Source organism: Nonomuraea sp. NPDC005983 (genome assembly GCF_040614375.1).
GTDB lineage: Bacteria > Actinomycetota > Actinomycetes > Streptosporangiales > Streptosporangiaceae > Nonomuraea.
Genome location: NZ_JBEXUP010000075.1, coordinates 1 through 26609, shown reverse-complemented (window position 1 = coordinate 26609; position 26609 = coordinate 1). Strand labels below are relative to the sequence as shown.

The following is a 26609-nucleotide window of genomic DNA, read 5'->3' as shown; positions in this document are numbered from 1 at the left end:
AGCCCGCGACAATGGGGGGTGTGTCGCCGAGTCCGCAGCGATCTCGACGACACACCCGTCCATGAGGGGGTCCTGGTTATTTCTTCTCTTGGAGGTTGACGGTGACGTCGTGGGTCTTACCGTCCCTCATGTATGTGATCTTGACCTGTTGGCCCGGTTTGAAACCTCTGACCTGCCCAACTACAGTATCTCCCCCGTCAACCGCAACGTTACCGATCTTGGTGATCAGATCTCCCTGCTGGAGTCCCGCCTTCTGCGCGGGGCTGCCGTCGGTGACCTGGCGCACCAGCGCGCCGGGCACGTCGCCGGTGGCGTCGGTGACGCTGACACCGAGGAAGGCGTGGCTGACCTTGCCGCTCTTGATGAGCTGCTCGGAGACCTGCTTGGCGGTGTTGACCGGGATCGCGAAGCCGACGCCGATGTTGCCGGTGCCGCCGCCCGTGGCGATCGCGGTGTTGATGCCGACCAGCTGACCGGCGGCGTTCACCAGCGCGCCACCCGAGTTGCCGGGGTTGATCGCGGCGTCGGTCTGGATGGCGCCGCCGATCGTGGAGACGGAGCTCTCCTGCTGTTGCTGCCCCCAGCCGGGCGGAAGTTGCTGCTGCTCCTGCCCGCCGCCGGCGGTGACCGTGCGGTCGAGCGCGCTGATGATGCCGGCGGTGACGGACCCTTCGAGGCCGAGCGGGCTGCCGATGGCCAGGACGGGGTCGCCGACCTTGAGCTGGTCGCTGTCACCGAGCGCGATCTTGGTCAGCCCCGAGACGCCGTCCGCCCTGATGACCGCGAGGTCGGTGGCCGGGTCGGTGCCGACGACCGACGCCTTGGCGGTCTTGCCGTCGCTGAACTTGACCGTCATCTGACCGCCGCCCTGGCCCGCGCCGACGACCACGTGGTTGTTGGTGAGGATGAGACCGTCGTCGGAGAGGACCACCCCCGAACCCTCGCCGCTGTTGCCCTGGATCATCACGACCGAGGGCTGCACCTTCGCGGCGACCTCGGCGACCGTGAGCTGGTTCGACGCCTGCTTGAAGACCGGGCTCGGCATGCTGACGACGCGCTCGGGCTGGAAGGAGGTGGCGACGACGGCCCCCACGACGCCGCCGCCGACCGCCATGGCCGCGAGCGCGAGCCCGGCGACGGCCTTCTTCCCGACCGAGAGGCTCGGCTTCTTGGTGCTGGCGGGCGGGGGTGGCGGCTGCTCCATGGCCACGGTGTCCCGCCGGGGGAAGCCCCCGGCGGAGGGCGGCGTGGCGCCGAACTGGCTCCAGCCGCCGGTACCCTGCTCGCGAGGCTCGTTCGCGTTCATCTCTTCTCCTCAAGTCCCGATGACTCAAGGGTGCCAAGAGCGGTGTAAACGCTGGTTAAGCCATTGATCCACGTGTCGTGAGACCTCTGACGCGATTCTTATCACCGCAGGTCCACGGCCGGTTACCCGCGTGAATCCCGCCCAAAAATCTTCGGGCGGCAACCACACAGGTCAAGGACGGTTTAATCGGCTCCCCATCGCTTAAGTGGAGCCGGCTCCGATCCCCGCACCGGGAGGCCCAGCCATGTCCGAAAAACAACGTCGTCGCGTTCGCCCCCCCGCGCGCGTCGCACAGCCCGCCGGCGCAAAACGGTCGTTCCCCGCGGCACTCCCCTGGCCGCTCTCATCTCCTCGTGGGAGCTCGCGCTCAAGGCGGCGAACAAGGCCCCGACCACGATCGCCATGTACACCCGGGTGGCGCACCAATTCGTCGACGTCCTCGGCGCGAAGCAGCTGCCGGACGATGCCGAGACCGTCACCGCCGATGAGATCCGCGCGTTCCTTGTGCACGAGCAGAAGCGTGCGGGCCTGCCGACGGCGAAGGCTGCACACGCCTACCTCGGCGTGTGGTTCGCCTGGCTCATCGCCGGAGAGGAGAGAACCACCTTCTCCCCCGTGCTCAAGACCGACAAGCCGCGGCTACCGCAGAAGGCCAGCAAGTACCTGACGCTCGACGAGGTGGCCGCGCTCCTGGACGTCTGCAAGGGCAGCAACTTCGTGGCTCGGCGCGACGCGGCGATCATCCGCGTGCTGATCGACAACGGCCTGCGCGTCTCCGGTTTAGCCGGCCTGCGCCTTGACAATGTAGATCTGCGCGGGCGGCGTCTGAAGATCGTGCTGAAGGGCGGCGATGAGCACTGGGCGCCGATCGGCGACAGGACCGTCCAGGCGATCGACCGCTACTTGCGGGCGCGGGCCCAGCACGCTCGCGCGGACTCGCCGTGGCTGTTCCTTGGGACGAAGAGCCGCACGCGGCCGGGGTTAACGGATGCCGGCATCCAGGCCATGCTCAAGCGTCGGGGCGAGCAGGCCGGGGTCGAGGGGGTGCATCCGCACCGCTTCCGGGGGACGTCCGCGCACCAGCTGCTTGCCGCTGGAGCGTCTCCTGATGATGTGCGCAGGATCCTCGGATGGAAGTCCGAAGCGATGTTGCGGCATTACACCGAGGAGCTGGGGTACGAGCGGGCGCGCGCGGCGCATGCGCAGTTTTCGCCGGGTGATCGGCTGTAGGAACGAAAGTGCCCGGTCCCCGTCATCGATCGGGGGCCGGGCACTGCTCTCAGGGTGGCTGGGTAGCGCGCATCGTCACCTGTGCGCTGCCGCGGCCGGGCTGCGGATTAGCTTCTTTCGTTTCGGCCGTGCCGGTAACCAATACGGTATTCAATGCCCTGGCGGCGGAGCAGCCAGGCGATTGTGACCGCGATCGTGATTCCGACGAGCAGCCGCTGGCCCGGCTGGTACTCGCAGGTCGATGAGGACGTGTGCAAGGCGTTCCAGTCGGAGAAGGGGCTGCCGTCGACCGGCACTGTCGACGAGCCGACGTGGCGCGCCGCGTGGACCGCGCCCGTCACGTGATCGATGACTTGGCCCGGCTGTACCTCATTCGAGGACGCTACGGGCCTCCTACCTGCGGCGACGTGTCGCGGGTTCCTCATTTCCGCCCTCGAATGAGGGACGAGCCTCCCAAGGAGGGCACATGAAGTTCCTCGGACGTGAGCCGGCACTCTGGCTCACCCTCATCCAGACTGCGGTCGCACTCGCCGTCGGCCTCGGCCTGGCCCTGACGGGCGGGCAGGTCGGGCTCATCAACGCCGCGGCGGCGGGGCTCGCCCTGGTCGCTGCGATCCGGGCAAGGTCCGCAGCGGTAAGGGGGATCTGCTCGACGATGTACTCCCCGCGCGCGGGGTCGCCGAACTCCGGGCCGCTACGTCGGGAGACGTCCCAGCTGCTGATGTTCGCCAGGAAGAAGTACTCGCGATCCTGGCCCTCTTGAACGCTGATCAGCGATTGGATGTTGATCTCACCGCCCAGCTCCTCCCTGATCTCGCGGCGCAGGGCCGTCTCCAGGTCGGCGTCGCTCTTCTCGACACCACCCCCAGGCAACACCCAGTAGGGCGCCATGCCTGGACGTACGCGTTTGATGGTCAGTAGGTGCCCGGTCGGGGTGACCAGGATGGCGCGGACGCGGTCCTTCATATGGTGTCCTTTCGATCAGTGCAGGAGCCAGCCGCCGTCGACATGCAGGGACTGGCCGCCGCCCGGCCCCTTTCAACTCCCGGATCTGGGAGAAACTGGGAGCAGGCTGCGAGTTACAGCGAAGATCCTCCGTAGACGCACAATCTGCTCCGAGGACAGCGGTGGGGCCTGATTGACGATCCGCTGGATCGCAGCTGCACGCGCGGCTCTCGCGTCAGCGGTCGCTCTTGCTCGGCCTATCCGGTCACCCACGGCTGCACCGTACCGCTGCAGCTACCAGGGAAAGTGGCGTGGGCGGCGTTTCCAAAAGGAAGCCTGGCGATCAGGATCCGTGACGAGCTGGGAGTGCTGTTCGCGGATGAGGACTTCGCCGAGGCGTTCTCAACTCGCGGGCAGCCTGCTCTGTCACCGGCCCGGCTGGCGCTGGTGTCGATCCTGCAGTTCACCCAGAACCTGTCCGACCGGAAGGCGGCCGAGGCGGTACGTGCCCGGATCGACTGGAAGTACGCGCTCGGGTTGGAGCTGACCGATCCGGGTTTCGACCACTCGGTGCTGTGTGAGTTCCGCCTCCGGTTGATCGACAACGGCCTGGAACAGCGGGTTTTTGATGCTGTGCTGGAGCATGCCCGTGAAGCTGGCCTGGTGCGCAGCGGCGGCCGGCAGCGCACCGATTCCACTCATGTTCTGGCCGCCGTCCGGGCGATGAACCGGCTGGAGAAGGTGCACGAAACGTTGCGGGCGGCGCTGAACGCGCTGGCCGTGGTAGCACCCGACTGGCTGGTCACGGTGGCCGAGACAGAGTGGTGGGACCGCTACGACGCCCGCACCGAAGAGTTCCGGATGCCCAAGCAGATGGCGACCAAGGTCGAACTCGCCAACCAGATCGGAGCGGACGGGATGCGGCTGCTGCTCGCCGTATATTCCAAGGAAGCCCCGCCGTGGCTCAGGAACGTCCCGGCGGTGGAGATTCTGCGGCGGATCTGGATTCAGGAGTTCCGCGACGAGGAAGGACGAGTCCGGTGGCGCACCTCCCAGGAGCAGCCGGCTTCATCCGCGCGCCTGGTCTCCCCCTACGACGAGGATGCACGCGTCGGGGTCAAGCGCGATACCCAGTGGACGGCTTCAAAGTCCACCTCACCGAGACCTGCGATGACGGCGAACCCCATCTGATTACGGACGTTGCGACGACTCCGGCACCCGGCAGCGACTACGGCGTGCTGCCCATCGTCCACGAGGGATTGGTCGAGCGCGGGTTGTTGCCGGCCGAGCACCTGGTCGACGCCGGATACATGAGTGCCGACGTGGTCGTGGCAGCCAAGCGCGACCATAACGTCGAGATGGTCGGGCCCATGATGCCCGGCACCAGCTGGCAGAAGTCTGGCGAGGGGACCATCCCCGTCAGCGCCTTCACCATCGATTGGGACAACGAGACGATCACCTGCCCGCAAGGCAAGATCAGTAAGCGATGGGCGCACGAAATGGACAAGGGCGGCAGAGAGGTCATCAGGGTCCAGTTCGCCCGGAAAGATTGCACGCCGTGTCCCGTACGGCCCCAATGCACCCGGGCCAGCATTCCCCGCCGCCGGATCACGCTGCGAGTCCGAGAGCAATATGAGGTGCTTCAACAGGCCCGCACCAACCAAGACAGCCCCGAATGGAAGGCCCGCTACCAGGCCCGTCAGGGCATCGAGGGCACCATCGCCCAGGCCGTCAACGGGTTCAGGGCCAGGCGGTCCCGCTACCGCGGGACCGCCAAGACCCATCTTCAGCACCTGCTCACCGCCGCGGCGATAAACCTCACGCGGATCGACGCGTGGCTGATGGGCGTGCCCCTCGCCCCGACGAGGACCTCACACTTTGCGGCGCTAGCTGCATAGGGGTTCAGGCCACATAAGGTCAAAACCCACATTCGGTGGATCATGAACGGGTGTTGGAGTGCTCTTCCTCGCACCACGCGGGGCACTGTTTCATCTGGTCGGGCCTCATTCCGAATGGATCGTCACTACGTTCCAGCGTGCTGGCATGCCGTCGCCATGGCACTCCACCGCGGTCGCTGACCTGCCGCAATCAGCATGCCGCCATAAGGGACGAGCTCTATGATCAGGTTCGTCCTGATCGTAGAGATTCGGAGAAGATGTCAATCTCATGCGCCGTGCCATGGTCCTTCTGGGTGGCGTCGCCCTCGCCGTCGGCGCGTTCGCCCTCTTCTACCGGGGCCCGGGACAACCGTTCATCCGCGGTTACGTGAGCGACGTCGGCGCCACCATGCTGGTCTACGCGTTCTTGGGGCTGCTGTGGCGCACCACCGCCGCACGCCGCACCCTGGCCACGGCCGCGATCGCCGCCGCCGTCGAGTTCTACCAAATAGTCGGCATGACCCCGCCGGGCATCGGCGGTGTCCTGGTCGGCGCGTTCCCCGACCCATGGGATCTGGTCGCCTATGCCATCGGTGTGGTCGCGGCTCTGGCCTGGGAACGCCGATTGGTCCGATCCGGTGATCAGGCCGGCTGACTCTCGGACTCCACCCCACCGGCACGCTGAAGGTACGGATGCCCCACAGCGGCGAGGTCACCGGGTTCGTCCTGCGCGGCGGCCAGCCATTGCAAGGCAGGACGAGGTCCGGCCCATATAAGCCCGAAACCCACATTCACCAGGTGTTGCCACTGGCGAGGAGCCTGATGGGCGGCGCGCGGCGGGTTGATGTACCGGATAAGGGACGGTTATCCGGTACATGGCCGTCGCGCCAAGGTATCGGCGACCTGCTGGTTCACCGGAACGATCGCCGCGCGACTCGGGTGCGTTATCCGGTACATCAGCAACCCAGCAAGATCGAATGTGGGTTTTGGGCTTATGTGGGCCGGACCCCTACCAGGCGACGCTCGCCGAGCACCGGGACGAGCGCGAGGCGTGGCACGCTGTGACCGCCTCCTGGAGCCTCCCCGCGGCGACCGACGCCCACCGGGCCACCCGTACCGCCAAATCCCGTCCTGATCTTCCTCAGCCCCGCGCAGAAGCCGATCCGGTGCCGTGGCCGACCGCGCCCACCAACGAGATCGAGGGACGCGCCGTCCCGCCCGACGTCGACCCCGGCCCGCCGGCAGGCGATCCCCCGCCGAGCGAGGTGGAGGCGATCGTGCTGCTGGAGCAGATGCTCGGCGCCCAGGTGATCACCTCGGGCTGGCCACAGCGCCTGCCGCGCGGCCGGGCGCGAGCGTCGAGCACCGGCCCGCCCGGAGGGTAGGCCGGGTTCGTCCCTACTTGGGGTGTTGGTAAGAAGTCCGTCACACGCCCCAAAGCAACCGTGTGTAACCAGGAGCTCCTGGACGGCTTGATATAAAGGCACTTACCGAGCACGCTGGCCTGGAAAAACACGCCGTACGGCGTTATCAGGGTCGCGAGCGCCGGACTCATCCCCGAACATCCCGACCGGAACTCGGTCTCGGTCGGGATGCCAGTCATATGCAGTGACCTGCGCCGATGCCGCTCGTTTGGGGCGTGTGACTCGGTTCTTGCCGGCACCCCTACCGGGGCCCCGGGAGTGGTGTGACCGACAAGGGGTCCCGGTAGCAATGGAGAAATTTCCACCGAAGTAGCGTCTGAGCTGCGGTAATGCGAGACTTCGTAAGCTGGATCTCGATTTGCTTACGGTGCGGAAGCTGAACGATGGACGATCAGCGATTGCGGTCTGCCCACAAGTGCGCGAGACGCTCCATCAACTCTCCGATCCGGTCGGCGTGTAGCTGCTGTCGCTGGTCGGCCTGGGCCATCAGGCACGCCTGCACCGCAGGAAGCTCTTCGGCGGGTACGTCGTCCAGCCACTTGGCCAGGTGTTCGGGGCTGTCGAAGTCGTCGAGTGAAAACAGATGGCGTCATGGCAGGTGCTCTTCCGGTTGGGTGGCTGCTGCGAGCTCGGGTGGTGATGCGGGGGAGTCGCCAGTCTCGATCTGCTGGACGCTGCCGGGCTTGAGTTCGGGCACGTACTTGTAGATCGTGGAGCGGCTGACGCCGAGGAGCCGGGCGATGGAGGAGATGGTGTTGTCCGGCCGGGTGAGCAGGTCGCGGGCGTGCCGGATCTGCTCGGGTGTCATCGCCGGCGGGCGCCGAGGCGCTGGCCGCGGGCGCGGGCGGCGGCCAGTCCCTCGTGGGTGCCTTCCACGATGAGCTCGCGGATGAACTCGGCGAGCGCGGCGAAGACATGGAAGACGAGCCGACCGCCGGCGGTGGTGTCCAGCGCCTCGTGCAAGGAGCGGGAGCCGACGCCGCGCTTGCGCAGCCCGGCCACGATGGAGATGAGGTCCTGCAGGGAGCGGCCCAGCCGGTCCAGCGAGGGCACCACGAGGGTGTCGCCGGGGCGCAGATAGTCCAGCGCTTTCCACAGCTCCTCGCGCTCGGCGGTCTTGCCGGACTTCTTGTCGGCGAAGATGCGGAGACAGCCCGCAGTGGTGAGGGCTGCTAGCTGGCGGTCCAGGAGCTGGCCGCGTGTCGGTTCCTGAAGTCCTCTGCACTGATTCCCGAGGTCGTCTTCAAACTGACTGATCTGAAGGCTATTTGCTCATCCGAGTTTCGCGGTACGCCGTCGCCGACGCCCTCCGCGACGCCCCCAGACGGAGCCGACGACCCCGCCCGCCCTGTGACACCCGACCAATCCCGCCCCGGCCTCCGGGCCCACTTGATTTTCAGGACGCGGGTTTCCGGGAGCCCTGGTCGCTTCGGTGTCCTGTCGGTTCCTGTAGGGCGATCGCCGCGTCGTTGTCGGAGACGTCGTCCGCAGTAATCCGTTTGTGTATCACCACAGCCCGCTGTCAGTATGAGGGCCCATGCGTCACCCTCTTGACACGCTGGACTGGCCGATTTCCACCGAGCGGCTGCTGTTGCGCCGGGCTGCCCCCGACGACCTGGACGCGACCTGGGCCTTCCGGCAGCTGCCGGAGACTCACGAATGGGTCGCGGCCGCCACACAGACCTACGACGACTACCGTGAGCGTTTCCTCCGCGAGGAGCGGCTCGTAGACCTGCTCATCGTCGAACTGGACGGCCGGGTGATCGGCGACCTGACACTGAAGGTCCAGGACGGCTGGGCCCAGGAAGAGGTCGCTGACCAGGCGGAAAGCGTCCAAGGAGAGCTCGGGTGGACGCTCGATCCCTCCTACGGCGGCAAGGGCTACGCCACCGAAGCGGTACGCGCCCTCATCGACATCTCCTTCAAGAGTCTTGGCCTGCGCCGCCTGCACGCGGACTGCTTCTACGACAACGAATCCTCGTGGCGGCTGATGGAGCGGGTCGGGATGCGCCGCGAACAGCACACGGTGAGAGACTCACTCCACCGCACCAAGGGATGGCTCGACGGTCTCTCATACGCGCTCCTGGCCGAGGAATGGCCCGCTCACGAGTGATTACGGCGGAGACGCTTGGGAGCCCTCGCCGGGACGAAGATCACGCTGTCACTCATACACGCGGCCGCTCTCCTGCCGGCGCTGCGGCTGGAACCCAAGGACGCCACCGCGCCGGCACGGCTCAGTGCGTGGGGTGAAGCGCGGTGAAGGACATCCGGCCCGCCCGTCGTCGTTGGCGTCCGGGGGGTGAGCCAACGCTATGCGCGGGCACTGACAATCTGCGGGCGCCAGCGGGCCGTCTCAGAAACGCTCGATTCCGCGACCGGCCGCGGCTTGTCAATCGCTGAGGTAGCGGTGCAGGGAGGTCTTGGGGATGCCGGTCTTGGCGGCGATGACGCCGAGGGAGTCGCCTTGGGCCTTGAGGAGCCGGGCGTACTCGATCTTGTCTTCGGGGTGGGCGACAGGGCGGCCGATCTGGCGGCCGGAGGCTTCGGCGACGGTGCGGGCGTGGGCGGCGCGTTCGGCGGTGAAGGCGTCCTTGTCCCGAGGCTGTCCTCAGCCCCAAAGTGGATCGATCGTTGCAGGTCACGAGGTTCGGCGGCACTATCGGAGGTATCGGGTTCGGCGCCAGGTGGTGGTGCTGAGCATGCGGCCGAATCCGCGCCGGGAACATCTCCGATGCGTTGACCTGCGGCAATGCCGTTCCAAGAATCGGACAGAATCTGGTTCTGTCCTATCAGCGCAACCTTGGGCCCGAGGACGGCTTCGGGAGCGGGAGGCCGGATCGGGCCTCCTCTGTACCCGGGGGCAACGGTGTCTCCACGGTCCGGATTCGATCCCTGGCCGCCGTTCGCCGCCTTCCAACGGCATGCCTATTCACCACGGTCAGCATCCCGTCCCGTGGCGTGGACATGACGAGGCATCAGCAAGGATTCACGGTCGTTCGCCCTTCCAACCTTCCCTTCGCCTGTGGCCCCCGGACGGAACGGGCACCCTTGGGCTTTCCTCTGGGCTCCGCATCCCCAGTTGTCCGCGACGCACGCAGGAGCAGGGACAGGTCTCAGACACTGACCTGGATCACGGTCCCGACATCGCCGGGCCTCCTTTCTCGTGACCACTCACAACGTGCGACCTCATGTCGTAACCAACCATGTCCCCGCCCCAAAGGGCGCTTGATCGCGCTGTGGCACCTTCTCGGGGTGTCGGAATTAGGTCTAATCCCGACACCTCGCGAGGGCGCCACCTGAAGATCAATTCCTGCTTGGGGGTGGGGCCGCGCTCGGGAGCGGAGGACCGGGTTGCGCAATCTCGGCAGTCACACCTGGAGAGTGCCCTTCCGAGATCGCGTCAATCTCGGGACCGCCACACTGAGGCTTCTCGTGGACGGTTCAGCCGCGTCAGAACCAGAGGCCGCAGTGGTGGGCGCTGTTCATGTTGATCGGTCGTACCGTGTCCGGAGCGAGCTTGAGCGCACGGTCGGCGGCATCCAGACGGGGCCATCTCGTACTGCCCGCCCCGTTGGGGTCACCGGTCCGGACGAACCTGGCCCAGTAACCCACGAGCCGGTCGGCCAGGCGCCGCTGCGCCGCGCTGAGCCCTGGGCCGTCGGGGAAGTCGAACAGGTAGAAGGTCTCGGCTCCGTGCGCGGTTGCGGGCCGGACGTGCGCGGGCAGGGGGCTGCCGCTGGGCGTGGGTGCCGACGGGTCGGCGAAGACGTAGGCGTAGGTGGACGCCTTTCTCGCGTGCTCACGGCCCGACTTCCAGGAGGGGCAGATCCAACCGCTGTCGCTGAACACGCGGCTGGCCGCCGCGGTGGGAGAGGTGAAGCGCCGCGCCGGGTAGCGTCGTTCGACCTGTGGCGCGGCCGAGGCAAAGGCGGTCTTGAGCATGGTCGGGTACTGGCGGGCGGTGATGCCTTGCGGGTAGAGGCCCAGGGTGAACTCGACGTGCTCGTCGCGGGCGTTGCCCTGCAGCAGCGGTATGGCCATCTGCTTGCCCGCGGCGAAGACCTTGGCCGGCTCTTGCGGGACGAAGCTGGTGCCGTAGGCGAGCAGCGGGAACTGGGCAGTGTACGGCAGCAGCTCGTCGGCGCTCTTGCGGCGCAGGCAGGCCACGTCGGCGCAGTCCAGCTGCCCGGCCAGAGCCTGGCCGGCGCCTCGGATCGCGTCGATCGGGTGCCAGGAGGAGATCGCGGGCATGCCCTCGCCCATCGCGCCGGCCGGGTGGCTGGTGCGGCACGAACCGCTTTGGACGATCGCCCGGTGGAACAGCCCCCGGGCGGCCGGTGAGGTCATGAGGGTGCAGGTGCTCATCGCGCCGGCCGAGGCTCCGGCGAGAGTGACCTTGCCGGGATCGCCGCCGAACGCGGCGATGTTGGCGCGCACCCAGCGCAGCGCCGCCACCTGGTCCTGCAGGCCGAAGTTGCTGGCTTCGCCGAGCTCGGGGTGGGCGAAGAAACCGAACACGCCGAGCCGGTAGTTGACGGTCACGACCACGATGTCTCCGGCCCTGACCAGCCGGGCCGGGTCGTATATCGAGCCGGTGCCGGTGATGAAACCGCCGCCGGGCGCCCAGACCATGACCGGCCGTCCCTTGCCTGGCCGGGCTGGCGTGGTCACCTCCAGGGTCAGGCAATCTTCGCTCTGCGGGGTGCCCTTGGGCATGTCAGGCGCTTGCGGCTGCAGGCACGCCGGTCCCGCTTTCGTCGCGTCGCGGGTGCCGGTCCAGGAGCTCGCCGGCTGAGGCGGCTGCCAGCGCTGCTCCCCGACGGGCGGAGCAGCGTACGGGAGGCCGCGGAAGCGTCGGATCCCGTCCTGATCCGTGCCACGTACCTTGCCCGACTCCGTCACGGCCACGAGGGCTGAGCTGTCGCCGGCATGAGCAGGCAGAGCGTTTGCCGCGAGCATCGCTGCGCAGGCCAGCGCGGTGAGGACCCCGGCGGCCGCTCGCGCGCGGCCGGTCATCGCCCGCGCCCGTTCCGCTTGGCCTGCTTGCCGCCCCAGCCGGCCAGGAGGGCTCCGGCGACGGCGGCCGTCGCGTAGAGCGTGAGCCGTACCGCGAATCCGCCCGGCAGCCAGGCGAGCAGCCCGGCGTTGCCGTGGTCGGCCAGCAGCCGGATGGCGCCCTGTGCTCCCAGCGCCAGCAGCAGCATGCCGACGATCAGCACGGTGACGTGCTTCATATGGCCTGTCCCCCATCGCTCTCGAAGGGCATGGACACGCCCCTCACCTGTTATGGTTCGATCGAACCATAACAGCCTTGTGGTGCGATCGCACCACAAAAGAACCGCAGGAGGCGACCGACATGCCGAGACAGGCCGACCATGATCGGCGCCGCCGCCAGATCGCCGAAGCCGTCTGGCGCCTGGCCGTCGGCGGCGGCCTGGAAGAGGTCACCCTGAGACAGGTCGCCGCCGAGGCCCAGGTCTCCGCCCGGCTGCTGCAGTACTACTTCGGCACCCGCGCCGACCTGTTGCTCGGCGCGCTGAAGATCCTCAACGACGATGCCGAGCACCGGGCCCGCGAACGCCTCGCCCTGCTCGGTGAGACACCCGGCATGCACGCGATCGTGCGGGGAGTGCTGCTCGAACTGCTCCCCGTGGACGAGGAACGGCGCACCCGGCACCTGGTGTACGCCGCCTACTTCGTCCGCTTCCTGACCGACCCCGACCTGGCCGGGGTCGCCCGCGACGCGCCACGCGCGCTGGAGGACCTGGTCGCCGGCCTGATCACGCAAGGCCAGGACACCGGTCAGGTGCCCCGGCGCGTCGACGCCGCGGCCGAGGCCGCCTTCCTGGTGGCCGGCGCCGAGGGGCTGCAGTCGAGTGTCCTGCTGGGGCAACGGACGGCCGACGAGGCCGTCGCGATGATCGACCATCAGCTCGCCCGCGTCTTCACCCCGAACCCTGCATGACCACCTCCCCGAACCTGTCCGTGCCCGCCACCCGCCTTGCGGCGGCGGCCGGGCGAGGACCGTCAGCCGCCCGGCCGGTGCGGCGCTCGGGTTGTCCTGGCCATCACTGTGCGCGCAGGCGATCGTTGCCCACTGGACCAACGGTGCGACGGCGGTATTGCTCGCTGGCTTGACACCGCCTGCGCGCAGATGGTCGGACGGGAAAGCAGCGATCACATCGACGTCACCTCTGCGGCGACGGACACGGACCGCCTCACCGCAGGGCTGGCTGGGCCAGCATCGCGGAGAACTACGCGGCACCCGCCGCCGAATACGGCGAGTCCGCGCCGACGGCTCACTAACGCCACTGACGGTTCGATTGCTGCTCAACCCCCGAGGCGTGATCCGCCGCTACCTTGCGGCTGGTGTCTGAGCCAGGACTCCGAGGCCGTGTTCGCTCTCCTGTCACTGCCGGGAGATGATGAGCCAGGGCCGCCGGGGCGGCCCGCCCCTCGACGGAGGGATGGGTGGGACGCCGGTCCGGTCTATGCTCAGGCCCATGGCACTGCAATGGGAACAGATCATCGTCGACTCCGCCGACCCCGTCGCTCTCGGGCGCTGGTGGGCCGAGGCTCTCGGCTGGGTAGTGGTCGACGAATCCGAGGAGATCATCGAGATCCGGCCTGAGCCGGACCAGATGCCGGGGCTGCTCTTCGTGCCTGTCCCCGAGGGCAAGACGTCGAAGAACCGGCTCCACCCCGACTTCCGCCCCGACGACCAGGAGGCCGAGGTCGCCCGGCTGCTCTCCCTCGGTGCCCGGCGCGCCGACACCGTGCAGGACGAGCAGCACTGGGTGACCCTCCTCGACCCGGAGGGCAACGAGTTCTGCGTCCTGAGTGAGCGGAAGAGCTGAGCGGAAGCACTGGCGGAAGCGCTGAGCGGAGGCCGGGCAGTTGTCCGGGGCCCCGACGTCCCACGCAGCAACACGGACAGAATTGACACGGAAGCCGGATGGCGGTGGCGCGGCGCACCCGAGCGGGCCGGCACCGAGGGGCTCGTGCCGCGCGAGTTCCTGTTCTCCTGCCCGGACTGTCCTGCGGTTCTCTGACCTACGCGGCACGACGTCGCGACGGCCTAGCCCAAGATCATTTCGTGGCGGGTTTGGAGCGTATCAGTGTCACACCCCTTCAGACAGGCCACTCGCACTCTGGACCCCCACGAGAAGGGCTGGACACTTCACCAGCTACGCCATTCCGCGCTGCAACATCTGGCAGAGGCCAGCCGCACCGCGCCCGAACTCCAGGCCAAGTCCCGGCATCAGCACTTGGGCAGCCTCGGGCGCTGCGTCCGGCCTCGGCGAGGAGACCTCCGCGCGCGTCACCGCGGAAGCTGACCCCGCCGCTCGTCGAAGAACTCGTTGACGCCCAGCTCAACGCCAAGATCGTTCTCTGCGCTAATGGCTGTACCACTGTTCCTCAACCCCGGGGTCGTGACGGGCATGTGGACGATGTGGAGGCCCGCATAAGCACCGGCGAGCGAGCAGGGCGAGTGCCGCGATGGCGTACCACTGGTAGTGGCGCAGCTCGTTTTCGATAGTGGGAAGGTAGTGGCCGACGTAGAGCAGGTGGGCGGTGCCGCTGTCCACGTACACGGTCTGGGGAGCTTGAACGTCTGTGTGTGGTGGCGGCCTTGTCAGTCGGCGGAGTGCTGGAAGCCGTGCAGTATCGCGGTGAGCCCCGGCTCGAAGTGGTCGTCGAGGGTGGTGGTGTCGGCGGCTTCGGCGAGCAGGTTGTAGTCGGGGCTGTCGGGCCGGGGTTTGCGGCTGCGCCGTTCTGCGCCGGGCTTGGTCATGGCGATGGCCAGGGCGTGGCCGATGATGAACTCGCGCAGGCAGCGGGCTATGCGCAGGGCGTGCGCCGGGGGGATGCCGTCGGCGTGGAGTTTGGTGAGCATCTTGACGCCGGTGTCGATGGCGGCGGGCGAGCGTACCGGCCGGGTGGCGAACACCTGCACGGCGTGGGCCTTTGGGAGATGCCCGGCGCGCTGGTGGCAGATGGCGAGACGCCGGAGGACGCGGGGCGGCGCGTCCTGCGGGGGGCCGGTTTGGCCGACGTCGACCTCACGTTTGCGAGCCACTTCGACTACGACGCCGCTGAGGACCGCAGCCGGCAGTTGGTTTTCACCGCACATGTCGGCTCAGCGGACGTCATCCTGTCTGCCGACCACGATGACTACACCTGGAGGCATGGCGACGCACTTCCGGCCGTCAGCAAGGAGGTCCTCGACCTGGTCCGCCGCATCGCCCCGCCGAAGCCGCTGTTGGACCCCGATGAGTGGCAGCACAGCCTGCCACGCTGGCACGTCGGCGCGAACGCGCTTGTTCGCGACCAGCATGGCCGGATCCTGCTCGTGCGCCCTGCACGGAGCCGCACCTGGCAGCTGCCCGGCGGGCAGGTTGATGCGCACGAGACGCCTCAGGAAGCAGCTGGCCGCGAGCTGCGTGAGGAGACCAGTCTGGAACTCCCAGTCGGGCCGCTGATCTCGATCTCTTTCGAGCATCCGAGTCCGGGGTGGGACCATCCGACCCAGGTCCTTCTGTTCGACCTCGGGGTTATCGAATCGGCCACGGCTCAGCTTGCCATCCTTGATCCCGATATCGCCGAGCATCGCTGGGTGCACTCCGACGAAGCCGAGCGGCTTCTCGGTCCGGCGCGTACCGCGCGTCTACGCGCGGGATACCTCGGACTTCGGCAAGGCCGGACGACGCTCGTCACCATCACCGATCCGGAGTGGTGACACCCAGCGATCCAATAGGGCGCAGAACCTCGCCCTCTCCGCGGTAGGTGGCTACGTCCGTGGCGGCCTGAGCGTGGGGACTCAGCTTGTTGTTTAAGTTCCAATCTTCGCGTTCGGTGCATTCGTGGCGAGTCGGGCGTTGCGTTGTGCGGCAGGGCTCAGGTCGTGCGCCGTGGTTTGGTGCCTTTGCGATGATGAGCTGGGCGTTTGTAGGCCACGCCGGTGGCCAGGATGCGGCCGACGTCGTAGCGCGGGACGGGCTTGTTCTTCGAGCCGGGAGGGCGTCCTGGGCCGGGTCCGGCGGGTTTGGGTGCACGGGCCAGCAGCGGCGTCTTCGTGCGGAGGTTGCGAAACCCTCGGCGGACGCGGGCGGGGGTCAGTCGCTCGGGGAGGGCGGGCTTCTCCCACGGGCGGCGTAGGTCCTCCACCAGGCCGCGCGCCAGGCGTAGTTGGGTGTGCGCGGCGAGGATCAGCCAGGTCCAGGTATCGGCGGCGTGCGGGTCACGAAGCTTCGGCTTGGTCCAGCCGAGCGTCTGTTTGAGCAGGCGGAAGGTATGTTCAAGATCGAATCTGCGGAGGAACGCCTGCCAGAGCCGGTCGGTGTCGGCCTCGGTGGCGTCGGTCTTGGACCACCACAGCCAGACCGGCTTGGGGTCGCCGCCGGAGGGCAGATGGTCGACCTGTAGCCGGATCACCGTCCCTTCGATGATGGGCAGCTCGTCAGGGAAGTCGGCCCAGGCGGCTCGGCGGGTCAGCAGAGGGTGGAGCCGGTCGAAGGCTTGGGCGTGCGCGGTGCCGTACCGGGTGGTGTCGGTGACGGTGTGCGCCTGGGAGTTGCCCCAGGTGGCCGCGTTGCCGAAGACGAACTCAGTGCCGTGCTTGGGCGGGCGGCCTCCGCCGGGGCTGGTGCGCAGGAACTCGGTGCGGGAGGGGGCGGGGCGGCGCATCACCCGGTCCGAGCGCATCCGTCCGAGGATCTCCACGGGCAGCTCAGCCAGTAGGAACGCCAGCCGGGGCACGTCGTAGCCGACGTCGATCACGATCAGTATGTCGGGGTCACCTACCTGGTGCTGACCGGCCTCGATCAATCCGGTGACGACCTCGCGCAGCTGGCGAGCGGTGAGCGCGGCGACATCAGCGCCCGGCTCCAGCCGGATCGCGTCCAACATGGCGGTCCAGCTGGTGCGGCCGGTCTCCAGTGCGGCGATGATCGAGTACGGCCAGCCCGGGATCATCCGGTGTTCGTTCTTGCCGCGGCCGTAGGTGTGGCAGAAGGTCCGATCCGGGCAGGTGGCGGCGTCGGGCCGCAGCCACGGGCTGACATCGGCGGCCAGCACGATCCGGCCATCGGCGGCACGTGGCAGCGGCAGGGCCGCCAGCACCTTGCGAAGGCGGGCGAACTCGATGCGGCCGTGGTTGAGCCCGTCATACAGCGCGCCGTGTTCGGGTGCCAGTGCCAGATCCACCAGCGTCTTGACCGGCCCGTCGGTGCATAACACCGCCTCGGTCAGCTCGAACAGCTCATCGCTGCGCGCGCTCAGGCAGCCGTAGAACGCTTGCCGGAACCGCGACAAGGCGGCCAGGCCGTTGCTGCCGGGGTGGATTTCGCGGCTATCGGTTCGGGTAGCCGTCACGCATGCCAGAGTGGACATCGCGGTCACCGCGTCGCCTCGGAGACTCTTGCATGAGCCCGAAGATGAGACGGTGACCGTCTCACGTCACGGCGACACGCCGTACCGAACAGCTACAATCCGTTATGCGTGATTCGACACCTGAGCCGGTGAATGCGGTAAATGTGGAGATCAGGCGACAGGCTCAGGGGCGAACCCCGATGGTTCGCCTGTCCGTGGTCACGTGTCATCGCCGTCGAGCCGACAAGCCTCAGCGATGGCTTGGGGATCCCAATAGAACGGGCGGCATTCCAGCATGCGTCCATCCCGCACGGTGATCAGTTGCATGATCAAGGCGTCGACCTGCTTGCCGGTGGCGCGGGCCCGGAAGCGGACCCGATTCCGTACGATGACGGTGTTGGTGTCCCCCCAATGTTGTTGTTCCAGGAACTCCATCGCCTCCCAGACCTCACTGAAAACGGCCAGAAATCGCTCCATCTCCTCATGCCCACGCCAGACCCCGGTTCCGGTGAACGGCAGTCCTGGAGCCTGGTGCAGCACCACCTCTGGGTCCAGCAAAGCAGCAACGGGTTCGTAGCTGGCCTTACCGAAACCGCCCGTGGCCACGTACGCGGCCTCGGCCGCGTAGAACCTCTCCATGACCGTCCACGCATCGTCAGCTCGCTGTCGGCCTGGCTGCTCCCCGCCGACCTGGGTCTCTGACGTCTTTACTGTGCTCATGACCCGAGCATCTCTAGTGTCCCGGATTCCCGCTGGCGTGAATCGGACCTCTCGCTCAACTCACCTGGGCCCCACAGGACTCCTCGCACCACGAAGGATGCTGATCATAGCTGGCGAGCGAGAGGTTAAACGAGAAGCTCAGGGCTTGTGTCCGAGCCGGCCGCGGATCTCGCCAGCACGTCCGCAATGCGGGCACGGCCGGTACCGCCACGGCAGCAGTACAGAACGGAGCACGCGGGTGCCGTGACAGCGTGGGCACTTGGTGAGCGGGTTCCGGGCGGCGCTTGCCCAGAGCACGATGAGCGCGGCAACGGCGAGCGCGAGCAGAAGCAACGTGTGATCCACTTGGGCCTCCATTTCTGGGTAGCGGCAGCGATCGGGGTAGCGGTGCCGCTACCTGCCTTCGCTACCTGGTTGATGTGGGGAAACGGCTGAAGGTAGCGGGGTAGTGGCACCCGGCGCCTCACCCCTGGAATCGGGGCTGTGCGAGCTGCTGAAGGTGAGAGATTGCCGCTACCCACTGACCGGCTCCCGGCGTTCCAGAAGGGCATCGAGGGCTTCCCGACGGCACCCCTTCAGGACCTGGCCGTCCGCCTTGACGTTCTCGCTGGGCACGCCAAGACCACGCAGTAGGGCGCTGATCGACTCGGGCGTGATGCCCTCGTAGAGCTCCGGGCGCTGCTCGTCGAGCAGCTGCGCCAGGCGCTGCCACGACACCCCCGGCCGACCCGCCGGCCATACGCGGACGACGTCCACCACCACGTCGAGGCGGGGCGCATCGGCGCCGTCGGAGCCGATGATCTGGCCGCCGCGGAGCTGAGCTGCCCGGGCCAGGATCTTGGCGGCTTCCTCCGGAGTGGGGAACTGGGACCGTACCGCGAGCCGGTGACCATCGCCCATCCGGCGTCGATGCCGGGCCGGTAGCCGGTCGCGGTGATGCCGGCCCGGTAGGCGCCGGTGCCGAGGATCATGTCGTTGGCGATGTGGTCTTGGATGGCCAGGCAGGCGCGCATGGTGACGCACCTGGTGATGTTCGGCGGCACCGACTTCTTGTCCGGGATCTGCGTGGCCAGGATCACGATGAGATTCAAGGCTCGGCCGCGCTTGATGAGCCGCTCGGCCGCGGCGGCAACCTCCTTATTGACGAGCAGCTCGTGGGCCTCGTCGATGAGGATGACGACCGGGTGCAGGCCGACGCCCGCCGCAGCGAGTTCGGGGGTGACCTTGCCCTCGGGGGCGCGGCCTTCCCTGCGGTACTTCTTGATCCGGCGGCCGCGCCGCTCGGCCTCCGCGAGCCCCCAGGCGATGATGCGGGCGCCGCCTTCGAGGGCTTCGTCGTCGACGCCGCAGTAGTACTCGGAGCAGAGGCCGTGCTCGTCGAAGTCGCCGAAGTCCGCGGTGCCTTTGAACTCGGCGATGCGGAACTCGACGGTGGGGTCGAGCGCGGCCATGAGCGCCAGGGCGCGGGCGAAGTACGACTTGCCGCTTCCGGGGACGCCGCCGACCAACCAGTTGCGCTGGAAAAGCTCGCTGGCCACGGGCCGCTGCCGCTGGTCGGCGCCGAAGTCTGCAGGCTCGAACACCGACGTGCGCGTGTTGTCGGCAAGCAGCGACCACCGCGGCTGCCGCATCTTCGACGCGGGCAGGTAACCGATCCAGAGGTCGAGCTGGCCTTCGTGGTCGGGGCCCACCGATGGCCAGACCTGGTCCTGTGGCAGGCGGAGGGCGGACGACAGCGCGCGCCGTGCCTCGCATACCTTCACCGCCTCCACACCACGGGGAAGGTTCACCCTGGCCAACATGCCCGGCCCGTCCCGGTGAATCTCCGTCGGGAACTGGATCGCCGCCGGGTCCTTGATGCCCGCGATGCCGATCGAGCAGAGCGCCTCCCGCACCATCTCCGCCGTGAGTCGCCGGAATCTGGTGGTCACCACAGCTGGGCTGACGATCGGCCGGGCGGCCGGCCGCCCGATGCGGCCGAGCGCAAGCGTGAACCCACTCCCGGCCAGCTGCAGCCACGGCGACGGCATCATCAGGGCGGCGGCAGCCCCAGCCCCGAGCGTGGCCACCGCGCCACCGAGCAGCACAGGCATGCGAGCCCGTACGTGCTCAGCGCGCACCTTGTCGAGCTTCAGATACGCCTCGTGGTCCTCCTTGGCGATCGCGCTGCGCCGTAGGGGCTTCAGCTCAGCGTCCGTAGCCCAGCGCCACGCCCCGCGGATGGTGACGCCTATCCCGCGCGGCGCCCACCAAGCCGTCTTCGCCGCGTATTTCGGGGCGCGGACGGTGTGGAAGGCAGTCGTGTAGGCGATGTGGCCGATCCACCAGCGTGCCGCCGCCTCGAAGTCGCGCCGGTTCCGGGCCCAGGCAGGGAAGATCGGCCGCCGCTCGTCCTCGGAGCGGCCGGTGACGGTGGCGTACACGGTGGCCGGGTTGTCGTCGTCCTCGTCGTCGGGTAGGTCGACGGGTCGGTCGGTGACGATGTCGGTGGGCTCGTCGAGGACCTCGGCGTCGTGGTCGACGACGTCGAGGTCCTCTCCGGGCTCGGTGCTGGCAACCACTCAGGAACCTGCCGCGATGATCAGGGCCGTGATGAACAGCCACAGGTGGTGCCATACCGCAGGTCCACGGCCGGTTTCCGGCCGGATGACCGGCCAGATTTTCTTTCCGCCTGTGACGAGGTTCTCACCCGCGCTGCCGGTACTCGTCCCTGAGGAGGCGTTTGTACAGTTTGCCGGTGGGGTGGCGGGGCAGTTCCTCGCGGAAGTCCACGGACCTCGGGCACTTGTAGTGCGCGAGGTGCGCGCGGCAGTACGCGATCAGCTCGGCCTCCAGCGCCGGGCCCGCCTCGTCCATCGACGCGGGTTGCACCACGGCCTTGACCTGCTCGCCCATCTCCTCGTCCGGGATGCCGAAGACCGCCACGTCCGCGACCTTGGGGTGGATCGACAGGACGTTCTCGGCCTCCTGCGGGTAGATGTTGACCCCGCCAGAGATGATCATGTACGAGCGGCGGTCCGTCAGGTAGAGGAAGCCGTCGGCGTCGAGGTAGCCGATGTCGCCCAGCGTCGTCCAGCCCCTACCCTGGGGGTCCTGGACGGAGCGGGTCTTGTCGGGGTCGCCGTGGTACTCGAAGCGGGCGCCGCTGTCGAAGAAGACCGTCCCGCGCTCCCCCACCTGCAGCTCGGCGCCGTCGTCGTCGCAGACGCGCACGGTGCCGAGCAGCGAGCGGCCGACGGTGCCGCGGTGCTGGAGCCAGTCCTGCGGGCTCGCGTAGAGGAAACCGTTGCCCTCGGTTCCCGCGTAGTACTCGTGGACGATCGGCCCCCACCAGTCGATCATCTTCTCCTTGACCGGGACCGGACAGGGGGCGGCCGCGTGGATGGCGCACTGCAAGGAGGACAGATCGTACTTTTTCCGCGTTTCTTCGGGCAGCTTGAGCATCTTGATGAACATCGTCGGCACGAGCTGCGTGTGCGTCACGCCGTACGTCTCGACCAGCTCCAGGTACCGTTCCGGGTCGAAGCGCTCCATCACCACGACCGTCGCGCCCAGCCGCTGGAAGGTCAGGCAGTAGCGCAGCGGGGCGGCGTGGTAGAGCGGCGCCGGCGACAGGTACACGCTGTCGGACGTCGGCGCGAACAGGCCCTGCACCAGCCTGAACAGCGTGCCCGGCGCGTCGAGCGGGGCCGCCGGCAGGGCGGGCTTGACGCCTTTGGGCCTGCCGGTGGTGCCGGAGGAGTAGAGCATGTCCGCGCCCTGGACCTCGTCCTCGATCGGCGTCACCGGGTGCGCGGCCACCGCCTCCTCGTAGGAGGAGAAGCCGTCGGCGGTGCCGTCCAGCATGAGCCGCAGCTCGACGCCGGGAGTCTCGGCGGCGATGGACGTGGCCGGCTCGGCCAGGTCGGCGCTGGAGATGAAGACCCGGGCGCCGCAGTTGTCCACGATGTAGGCGAGCTCGTCCGTCTGCAGGCGGGAGCTGATCGCCGTGTAGTACAGCCCGGACCGGTGCGCGGCCCAGGCGATGGCCAGGAAGAGCGGATGGTTGGCGAGCATGAACGCGACGTGGTCGCCGGGGCGCAGGCCGGCGGCGCGGAAGAGGTGGGCGAGCCTGTTCGACTCCTCGTCGAGCCGGCGGTAGGTGATGATCTGTCCGGAGCCCGCCATGATCACAGCGGGCTTGTCAGGGGTGACGGCTGCGATGGCTCCCGGATACATGACCGAACAGTATTCTGCTGGACGCGCGTCGCGCCAGCATCCTCCCGGGCACGGCGCAGCCGCGGCCCCTCGACGGGACCGCGGCGAGCCGGGTCAGGCGGCGGAACCCGCCGTCACTGCGCGGGGATGACCGAGCCCTGGTACTTCTGCTGGATGAAGTCCTTGACCTTCTGGTCCTGCAGGAGCTTGCCGAGGGTGACGATGTTGGCGTCCTTCTCGTGTCCCGCGCGCACCACGAGGCCGTTGACGTACGGGTTGCCCTCGGTCTTCTCCAGCGCCAGAGCCTGCGACGCGGGCTTGAGCCCGGCCTCGATGGCGTAGTTGCCGTTGATCACCGCGGCGTCGACGTCGTCCAGGGAGCGGGGCAGCTGCGCGGCCTCCAGCGGCTTGAAGACCAGCTTCTTCGGGTTGTCGGTCACGTCCCGCTCGGTGGCGGCGGTTCCGACGCCGTCCTTGAGCTTGACCAGGCCGTTGTCAGCGAGCAGCTTGAGCGCGCGGCCCAGGTTGGTGGCGTCGTTCGGGACGGCCACGGCGGCCCCGCCGGGCAGCGCGGCCAGGCTGGTCAGCTTCTTGGAGTACAGGCCGAGCGGCTCCAGGTGCACCGGCGTGACGAAGCTCAGCTTGGTGCCCTTGGAAGCGTTGAAATCGTCCAGGTACGGCTTGTGCTGGAAGAAGTTGGCGGCGAGCTGGCCCTCGTCGAGCTGCACGTTCGGCTGCACGTAGTCGGTGAACTCGACGACCTCCAGCTTCAGCCCGGCGGCGGGCGCCAGGTTCTGCTTGACGAAGTTCAGGATCTCCGCGTGCGGCACGGGGCTGGCGCCCACCTTCAGCACGCTGTCGGCCGACTCAGCCTTCTCCGTCGTAGCGGACTGCGACGTTCCACATGCGGCGAGCAACAACGACAGGGCGACAGCGCCCGCAATACGGCGAATTTTCATGATTTTTCCTTTATTTATGCGATAGACGCCGAGCGACTACGTCGCCCAGACTCTGGATCAGCTGCACGATCACGACGAGCAGCACGACGGTCACGATCATGAGCAGGGTCTCGAACCGCTGGTAGCCGTATCTGATGGCCAGGTCGCCCAGCCCTCCCCCGCCGATGGTCCCTGCCATGGCCGAGTACCCGATGAGCGCGACGACGGTCACCGTCAGCCCCGCGATCAGCCCCGGCAGCGCCTCTGGCAGGAGCACCTTGCGCACGATGGCGAGACGACCGGCCCCCATGGCCTGGGCGGCCTGGATCACGTCCCGGCTGACCTCGCGCAGCGCCGTCTCGACGAGCCGCGCGAAGAACGGCACCGCGCCCACGGTGAGCGGCACGACCACGGCGGCCGTCCCGATGGAGACGCCGACGAGCAGGCGGGTGAACGGGATGATGGCGATCATCAGCACGATGAACGGCAGCGACCGCCCGACGTTGACGACGAAGCCCAGCACGGACCTGACCGCCGGAAGGGGCCGCAGCCCGCCCCGGTCGAACACGACCAGCGCCACTCCCAGGGGCAGCCCGAACAGCACGGTGAAGAGGGTCGACCAGCCGACCATCTGCGCGGTCTCCCCGGTGGCCGCCCACAGCAGCGGCGCCATCTCGTCCCAGCTCATGAGCCCTCCACACCCTTCGTTCCGGACGAACGCCTCACGAGGCCTCCTCCACGAGCAGCCCGCGCGAGCGCAGGTAGTCCAGCGCGGGGGCGGTGTCACCGGTCAGGGAGACGCGCAGGCGTCCGACGGACCCGCCCGCGAGGTCCTCGATCGAGCCGCCCAGGATGCTGACGTCCACGTTGAACTTGCGCACCACCTCCGACACGACCGGCTGCTGCGGGTCGCCGGTGAAGGTGAGCGTGACCGAGCCCGCCGGCGCCGGCTCGGGGAGGGGGAAGATCTCCCTGGTCAGACGGGAGCCCGGCGTCCTGATGAGGTCGGCGATGGTGCCGGACTCCTCGACGCGGCCGTCCGCCATGATGGCGACCGAGTCGCAGACGCGCTTGACGACGTGCATCTCGTGCGTGATCAGCAGGATCGTCAGGCCCAGCTCGGTGTTGAGCCGCTTCAGCAGGGCGAGGATCGACTCGGTGGTGGCGGGGTCGAGCGCCGAGGTGGCCTCGTCCGAGAGCAGCACGGCGGGGTTGCCCGCGAGCGCCCTGGCGATGCCGACGCGCTGCTTCTGCCCGCCGGACAGGCGGGCCGGATGGTCCTTGCCGCGCCCGGCGAGCCCGACGACGTCGAGCAGCTCAGCCACCCGCCGCTCCCGTTCGGCCCTGGGCACGCCCATGACCTCCAGCGGGAACGCCACGTTGCCCGCGACCGTGCGCGAGGAGAGCAGCGCGAAGTGCTGGTGGATCATGCCGATGCGCTGCCTGGCGCGGTTGAGCTCCTTACCGGGCAGCGCTGTCAGGTCCTGTCCGGCGACGGTCACCGTACCCGCCGTGGGCCGTTCGAGCAGGTTGACGCAGCGCAGGAGCGTGCTCTTGCCGGCGCCGCTCTGGCCGAGCACGCCGTAGATCTCGCCCTCGCGCACGTGCAGGTCCACACCGTCGAGGGCGACGGTGTTGCCGTACAGCTTGCGCAGGCCTGAAGCCTGAATCACGAAAAATCCCCACGAGTGAGAGCGGCCACCTGGAAGGCCGCGGAGACGAGCACCATCGGACGGGTGCGGATCAGCGCGTGCCAGGGGGGAAAGGCAGGTGGCTCAGCCTGCGCAGCACGAAACTGGGTGCGATCATCGGTGAACTTCCGAGGGAGTGCGGACGGGGGCTCGACTAGCGGGCGTTACACGCCATGACGCACATTCGCCCACGACGCATGCCGAAACGACGCATGCCGAAACACAGGGCGCCCGCGGGGGCGCTCAGCTCGTTCGCGTATGCCTCGTCCACGCCGGTGCTAACAGTCCCTTTGCTTCCCGATATTCCCGACATCCTTGGTGATGTACGTCACTCGCTCTTCTCGGCCAGGCCTCCACGCGTGCGGCCCGACGACCGCGAGGTCCTGCGCGCCGCCTTCGGTCGCGGCGAGCCTGACGCGCGAGGTGTCGATCGGGAAGCGGTACATGTTGTCTCCGCGGCTGCGCGCCGCCCAGGGTAGGCAGCCGAGGCCGAGCGCCAGCGCACAGCCCCGGCCGAGTGCCGCATCCTCAGCGTGGCGGCCGGCCTGATCGACCAGCTCCTCGAAGATCCGCCCGCTCCAGGTAGGGATCGCGCAGAGGCGTGACGCGCTCGGCGTGAGCGGCCTTGATCTCGACCATGCGGGGGCCCGGCGCGTAGAAGCGCCCCTTCGTCTCGCCGTACGGCTGAAGCCAGCCCTTGGCGGCCAGGTCGCGCAGGTCGCGGGCCGCCTGCCCCTGGCTGAGCCCCTCGTCGGCCTGGTAGCGGCTCCGGCGCAGCCGCCGGTTGACGAAGACCTCGTAGAGGGCGGACACCGACCGGGTGTTGAGCCCCTCGTCGTCGACCTGCTTCTCCAGCAGCATCCAGATCTCCCCCGCGTCGGCGAGGCGACGCCCCACCCGCTGGGCCTGCATGTGATGGGCGCGCAGGCAGAACCGGACCCACGCGAGCGTGTCGCCGTGCGGGCTCCACTGTCTCCGGCCCACCTCGCCGAGCACGTCGTAGTAGTCGACGGTGGTGCGCTGCTGGCCGAGCCACTCTTCGATCGAGGAGAACTCGGGGGACGTGATCTGATCCCTGCCCAGGACGAGCGTCTGCAGTGCGCGGGACATGCGGCCGTTGCCATCGCGCCAGGGATGGATCTTGACGAGGTTAAGGTGCGCCATAGCGGCCCGGACATAGCTCGGCGCCTCCCGGTCGCCCTCGTTGAGCCACACGATCAGCTCGTCGAGAAGATCGGGCACGAGTCCGGCGTCAGGCCCCTCGTAGACCACCTGCCCGGACTCGGAACCGCGGATGTAGATGAGGCCGGGCCGTAGCGCTCCCGGCGTCTTGTGGCGGTGGTGGCCGATCATCATGAAGTTGAGCCCGTTGAGCAGCCCCACGTCGTAATGGAGAACGGGAGCCCGCGACAGCACCTGGATGTAGGTCAGCGCCTGCTGGTAACCGGCGATCTCGCGCGTCACCGAAGCGGAGGTCTCCAGTGGCTCCTCGCCCGACATGATGGACTCGATGTCCTCGACACTGGCCTGGTAGCCCTCGATCGAGTTGGAGCCCTGGATCGCGCGCGCCTGGAGCTGCCTGCGGAGCTGACCGTCCCAGCGGTGGGTCTCGGCCAGGCGGTACTTGAGGTCGCGGCGCATGTCCTCGATCTCTTCCAGCACCGCCTTGTCGACGGGGTCGAGCGCGGGCGTCTCGTACAGCATGCCGTCATGCGAGCATGAACGAATCATCTAGTCAAACACTGGGATGATTTATCCATCTATCGCCCAGTGTCGTCAGCGAGACAGGGTGCGCGCCGCACGGCGAGCGGCAGCGGCTGCGCTTCCTGCGGGGGCTTCTGATAGGGACTTCCCGCGGAGGGCCCGCGGGGGCCGGCATGCCGCCGCCCGCCGTCCCCCTCTGGGAGGAC

The 26609-nt window shown here is 68.2% G+C and carries 23 protein-coding genes and 1 pseudogene; 9 read left to right on the top strand and 15 right to left on the bottom strand.

What is annotated here, in order from left to right:
* Positions 1-76: 76 nt before the first annotated feature.
* The gene (locus tag ABZ297_RS28600) at positions 77-1306 is read right to left on the bottom strand and encodes a trypsin-like peptidase domain-containing protein (RefSeq protein WP_355351927.1); all 1230 of its coding nucleotides are present in this window, start codon (positions 1304-1306) and stop codon (positions 77-79) included.
* Positions 1307-1708: 402 nt separating this feature from the next.
* On the opposite strand from ABZ297_RS28600, the gene ABZ297_RS28595 reads away from it, so the two are divergent.
* Entirely contained in the window at positions 1709-2536 is an 828-nt protein-coding gene (locus tag ABZ297_RS28595; RefSeq protein ID WP_355351924.1) for a tyrosine-type recombinase/integrase, read from the top strand.
* A gap of 183 nt (positions 2537-2719) precedes the next feature.
* Complete coding sequence (locus tag ABZ297_RS28590; protein WP_355351921.1) at positions 2720-2881, top strand: hypothetical protein; 162 nt, start codon at positions 2720-2722, stop codon at positions 2879-2881.
* A 48-nt stretch (positions 2882-2929) separates the two neighbouring features.
* On the opposite strand, the gene ABZ297_RS28585 is transcribed toward ABZ297_RS28590, so the two are convergent.
* On the bottom strand, positions 2930-3502 hold the full coding sequence (locus tag ABZ297_RS28585) for an NUDIX domain-containing protein (RefSeq protein ID WP_355351918.1): 573 nt from the start codon (positions 3500-3502) through the stop codon (positions 2930-2932).
* A 267-nt stretch (positions 3503-3769) separates the two neighbouring features.
* On the opposite strand from ABZ297_RS28585, the pseudogene ABZ297_RS28580 reads away from it, so the two are divergent.
* The 3 genes and pseudogenes from ABZ297_RS28580 (at position 3770) to ABZ297_RS28570 (ending at position 6743) form a co-directional block, all read left to right on the top strand.
* Positions 3770-5379: pseudogene (locus tag ABZ297_RS28580) on the top strand (IS1182 family transposase).
* A gap of 280 nt (positions 5380-5659) precedes the next feature.
* On the top strand, positions 5660-6013 hold the full coding sequence (locus ABZ297_RS28575) for a DUF2809 domain-containing protein (protein ID WP_355351915.1): 354 nt from the start codon (positions 5660-5662) through the stop codon (positions 6011-6013).
* A gap of 322 nt (positions 6014-6335) precedes the next feature.
* Positions 6336-6743 (top strand): hypothetical protein, encoded by a 408-nt coding sequence (locus tag ABZ297_RS28570; protein WP_355351912.1) that lies wholly within the window; start codon positions 6336-6338, stop codon positions 6741-6743.
* A gap of 628 nt (positions 6744-7371) precedes the next feature.
* Here ABZ297_RS28570 and ABZ297_RS28565 read toward each other — a convergent pair.
* Together ABZ297_RS28565 and ABZ297_RS28560 are read right to left on the bottom strand one after the other, a co-directional pair.
* Positions 7372-7590 (bottom strand): helix-turn-helix domain-containing protein, encoded by a 219-nt coding sequence (locus tag ABZ297_RS28565; protein WP_355351909.1) that lies wholly within the window; start codon positions 7588-7590, stop codon positions 7372-7374.
* The gene (locus ABZ297_RS28560) at positions 7587-7925 is read right to left on the bottom strand and encodes a recombinase family protein (protein WP_355351986.1); all 339 of its coding nucleotides are present in this window, start codon (positions 7923-7925) and stop codon (positions 7587-7589) included. The genes ABZ297_RS28565 and ABZ297_RS28560 overlap by 4 nt, the downstream gene beginning before the upstream one ends.
* 394 nt (positions 7926-8319) lie before the next feature.
* Between ABZ297_RS28560 and ABZ297_RS28555 the strand changes: the two genes are divergently transcribed.
* Positions 8320-8895 (top strand): GNAT family N-acetyltransferase, encoded by a 576-nt coding sequence (locus tag ABZ297_RS28555; RefSeq protein ID WP_355351906.1) that lies wholly within the window; start codon positions 8320-8322, stop codon positions 8893-8895.
* 1337 nt (positions 8896-10232) lie between these two features.
* Here the strand turns inward: ABZ297_RS28555 and ABZ297_RS28550 are convergent.
* Together ABZ297_RS28550 and ABZ297_RS28545 are read right to left on the bottom strand one after the other, a co-directional pair.
* On the bottom strand, positions 10233-11741 hold the full coding sequence (locus ABZ297_RS28550; protein WP_355351983.1) for a carboxylesterase family protein: 1509 nt from the start codon (positions 11739-11741) through the stop codon (positions 10233-10235).
* Positions 11742-11794: 53 nt separating this feature from the next.
* Positions 11795-12016 (bottom strand): hypothetical protein, encoded by a 222-nt coding sequence (locus ABZ297_RS28545; protein WP_355351903.1) that lies wholly within the window; start codon positions 12014-12016, stop codon positions 11795-11797.
* 122 nt (positions 12017-12138) lie between these two features.
* On the opposite strand from ABZ297_RS28545, the gene ABZ297_RS28540 reads away from it, so the two are divergent.
* Positions 12139-12747: a TetR/AcrR family transcriptional regulator gene (locus ABZ297_RS28540; protein WP_355351900.1), complete on the top strand. Its 609-nt coding sequence runs from the start codon at positions 12139-12141 to the stop codon at positions 12745-12747.
* A 538-nt stretch (positions 12748-13285) separates the two neighbouring features.
* Positions 13286-13639 (top strand): VOC family protein, encoded by a 354-nt coding sequence (locus ABZ297_RS28535; RefSeq protein WP_355351897.1) that lies wholly within the window; start codon positions 13286-13288, stop codon positions 13637-13639.
* A 779-nt stretch (positions 13640-14418) separates the two neighbouring features.
* On the opposite strand, the gene ABZ297_RS28530 is transcribed toward ABZ297_RS28535, so the two are convergent.
* Positions 14419-14739: a TetR/AcrR family transcriptional regulator C-terminal domain-containing protein gene (locus tag ABZ297_RS28530; RefSeq protein WP_355351894.1), complete on the bottom strand. Its 321-nt coding sequence runs from the start codon at positions 14737-14739 to the stop codon at positions 14419-14421.
* Between the two features lie 18 nt (positions 14740-14757).
* Between ABZ297_RS28530 and ABZ297_RS28525 the strand changes: the two genes are divergently transcribed.
* On the top strand, positions 14758-15522 hold the full coding sequence (locus ABZ297_RS28525) for an NUDIX hydrolase (RefSeq protein WP_355351891.1): 765 nt from the start codon (positions 14758-14760) through the stop codon (positions 15520-15522).
* A gap of 158 nt (positions 15523-15680) precedes the next feature.
* On the opposite strand, the gene ABZ297_RS28520 is transcribed toward ABZ297_RS28525, so the two are convergent.
* The 8 genes from ABZ297_RS28520 to ABZ297_RS28485 form a co-directional block, all read right to left on the bottom strand.
* Positions 15681-17156: an NF041680 family putative transposase gene (locus ABZ297_RS28520; protein ID WP_355351888.1), complete on the bottom strand. Its 1476-nt coding sequence runs from the start codon at positions 17154-17156 to the stop codon at positions 15681-15683.
* Between the two features lie 216 nt (positions 17157-17372).
* Entirely contained in the window at positions 17373-17873 is a 501-nt protein-coding gene (locus ABZ297_RS28515) for a nuclear transport factor 2 family protein (RefSeq protein WP_355351885.1), read from the bottom strand.
* 575 nt (positions 17874-18448) lie between these two features.
* A complete protein-coding gene (locus ABZ297_RS28510; protein ID WP_355351882.1) occupies positions 18449-20434 on the bottom strand; it encodes a hypothetical protein in 1986 nt (661 codons plus the stop codon).
* 124 nt (positions 20435-20558) lie between these two features.
* Positions 20559-22091 carry an AMP-binding protein gene (locus ABZ297_RS28505; RefSeq protein ID WP_355351879.1) on the bottom strand — a complete coding sequence of 511 codons (1533 nt, stop codon included), beginning with the start codon at positions 22089-22091 and terminating at the stop codon, positions 20559-20561.
* 113 nt (positions 22092-22204) lie between these two features.
* Positions 22205-23029: a MetQ/NlpA family ABC transporter substrate-binding protein gene (locus tag ABZ297_RS28500; protein WP_355351877.1), complete on the bottom strand. Its 825-nt coding sequence runs from the start codon at positions 23027-23029 to the stop codon at positions 22205-22207.
* A gap of 10 nt (positions 23030-23039) precedes the next feature.
* A complete protein-coding gene (locus tag ABZ297_RS28495) occupies positions 23040-23696 on the bottom strand; it encodes a methionine ABC transporter permease (RefSeq protein WP_355351875.1) in 657 nt (218 codons plus the stop codon).
* Positions 23697-23730: 34 nt separating this feature from the next.
* Complete coding sequence (locus ABZ297_RS28490; RefSeq protein ID WP_355351873.1) at positions 23731-24681, bottom strand: ATP-binding cassette domain-containing protein; 951 nt, start codon at positions 24679-24681, stop codon at positions 23731-23733.
* Between the two features lie 546 nt (positions 24682-25227).
* Entirely contained in the window at positions 25228-26403 is a 1176-nt protein-coding gene (locus ABZ297_RS28485) for a Fic family protein (RefSeq protein WP_355351871.1), read from the bottom strand.
* Positions 26404-26609: the final 206 nt, after the last annotated feature.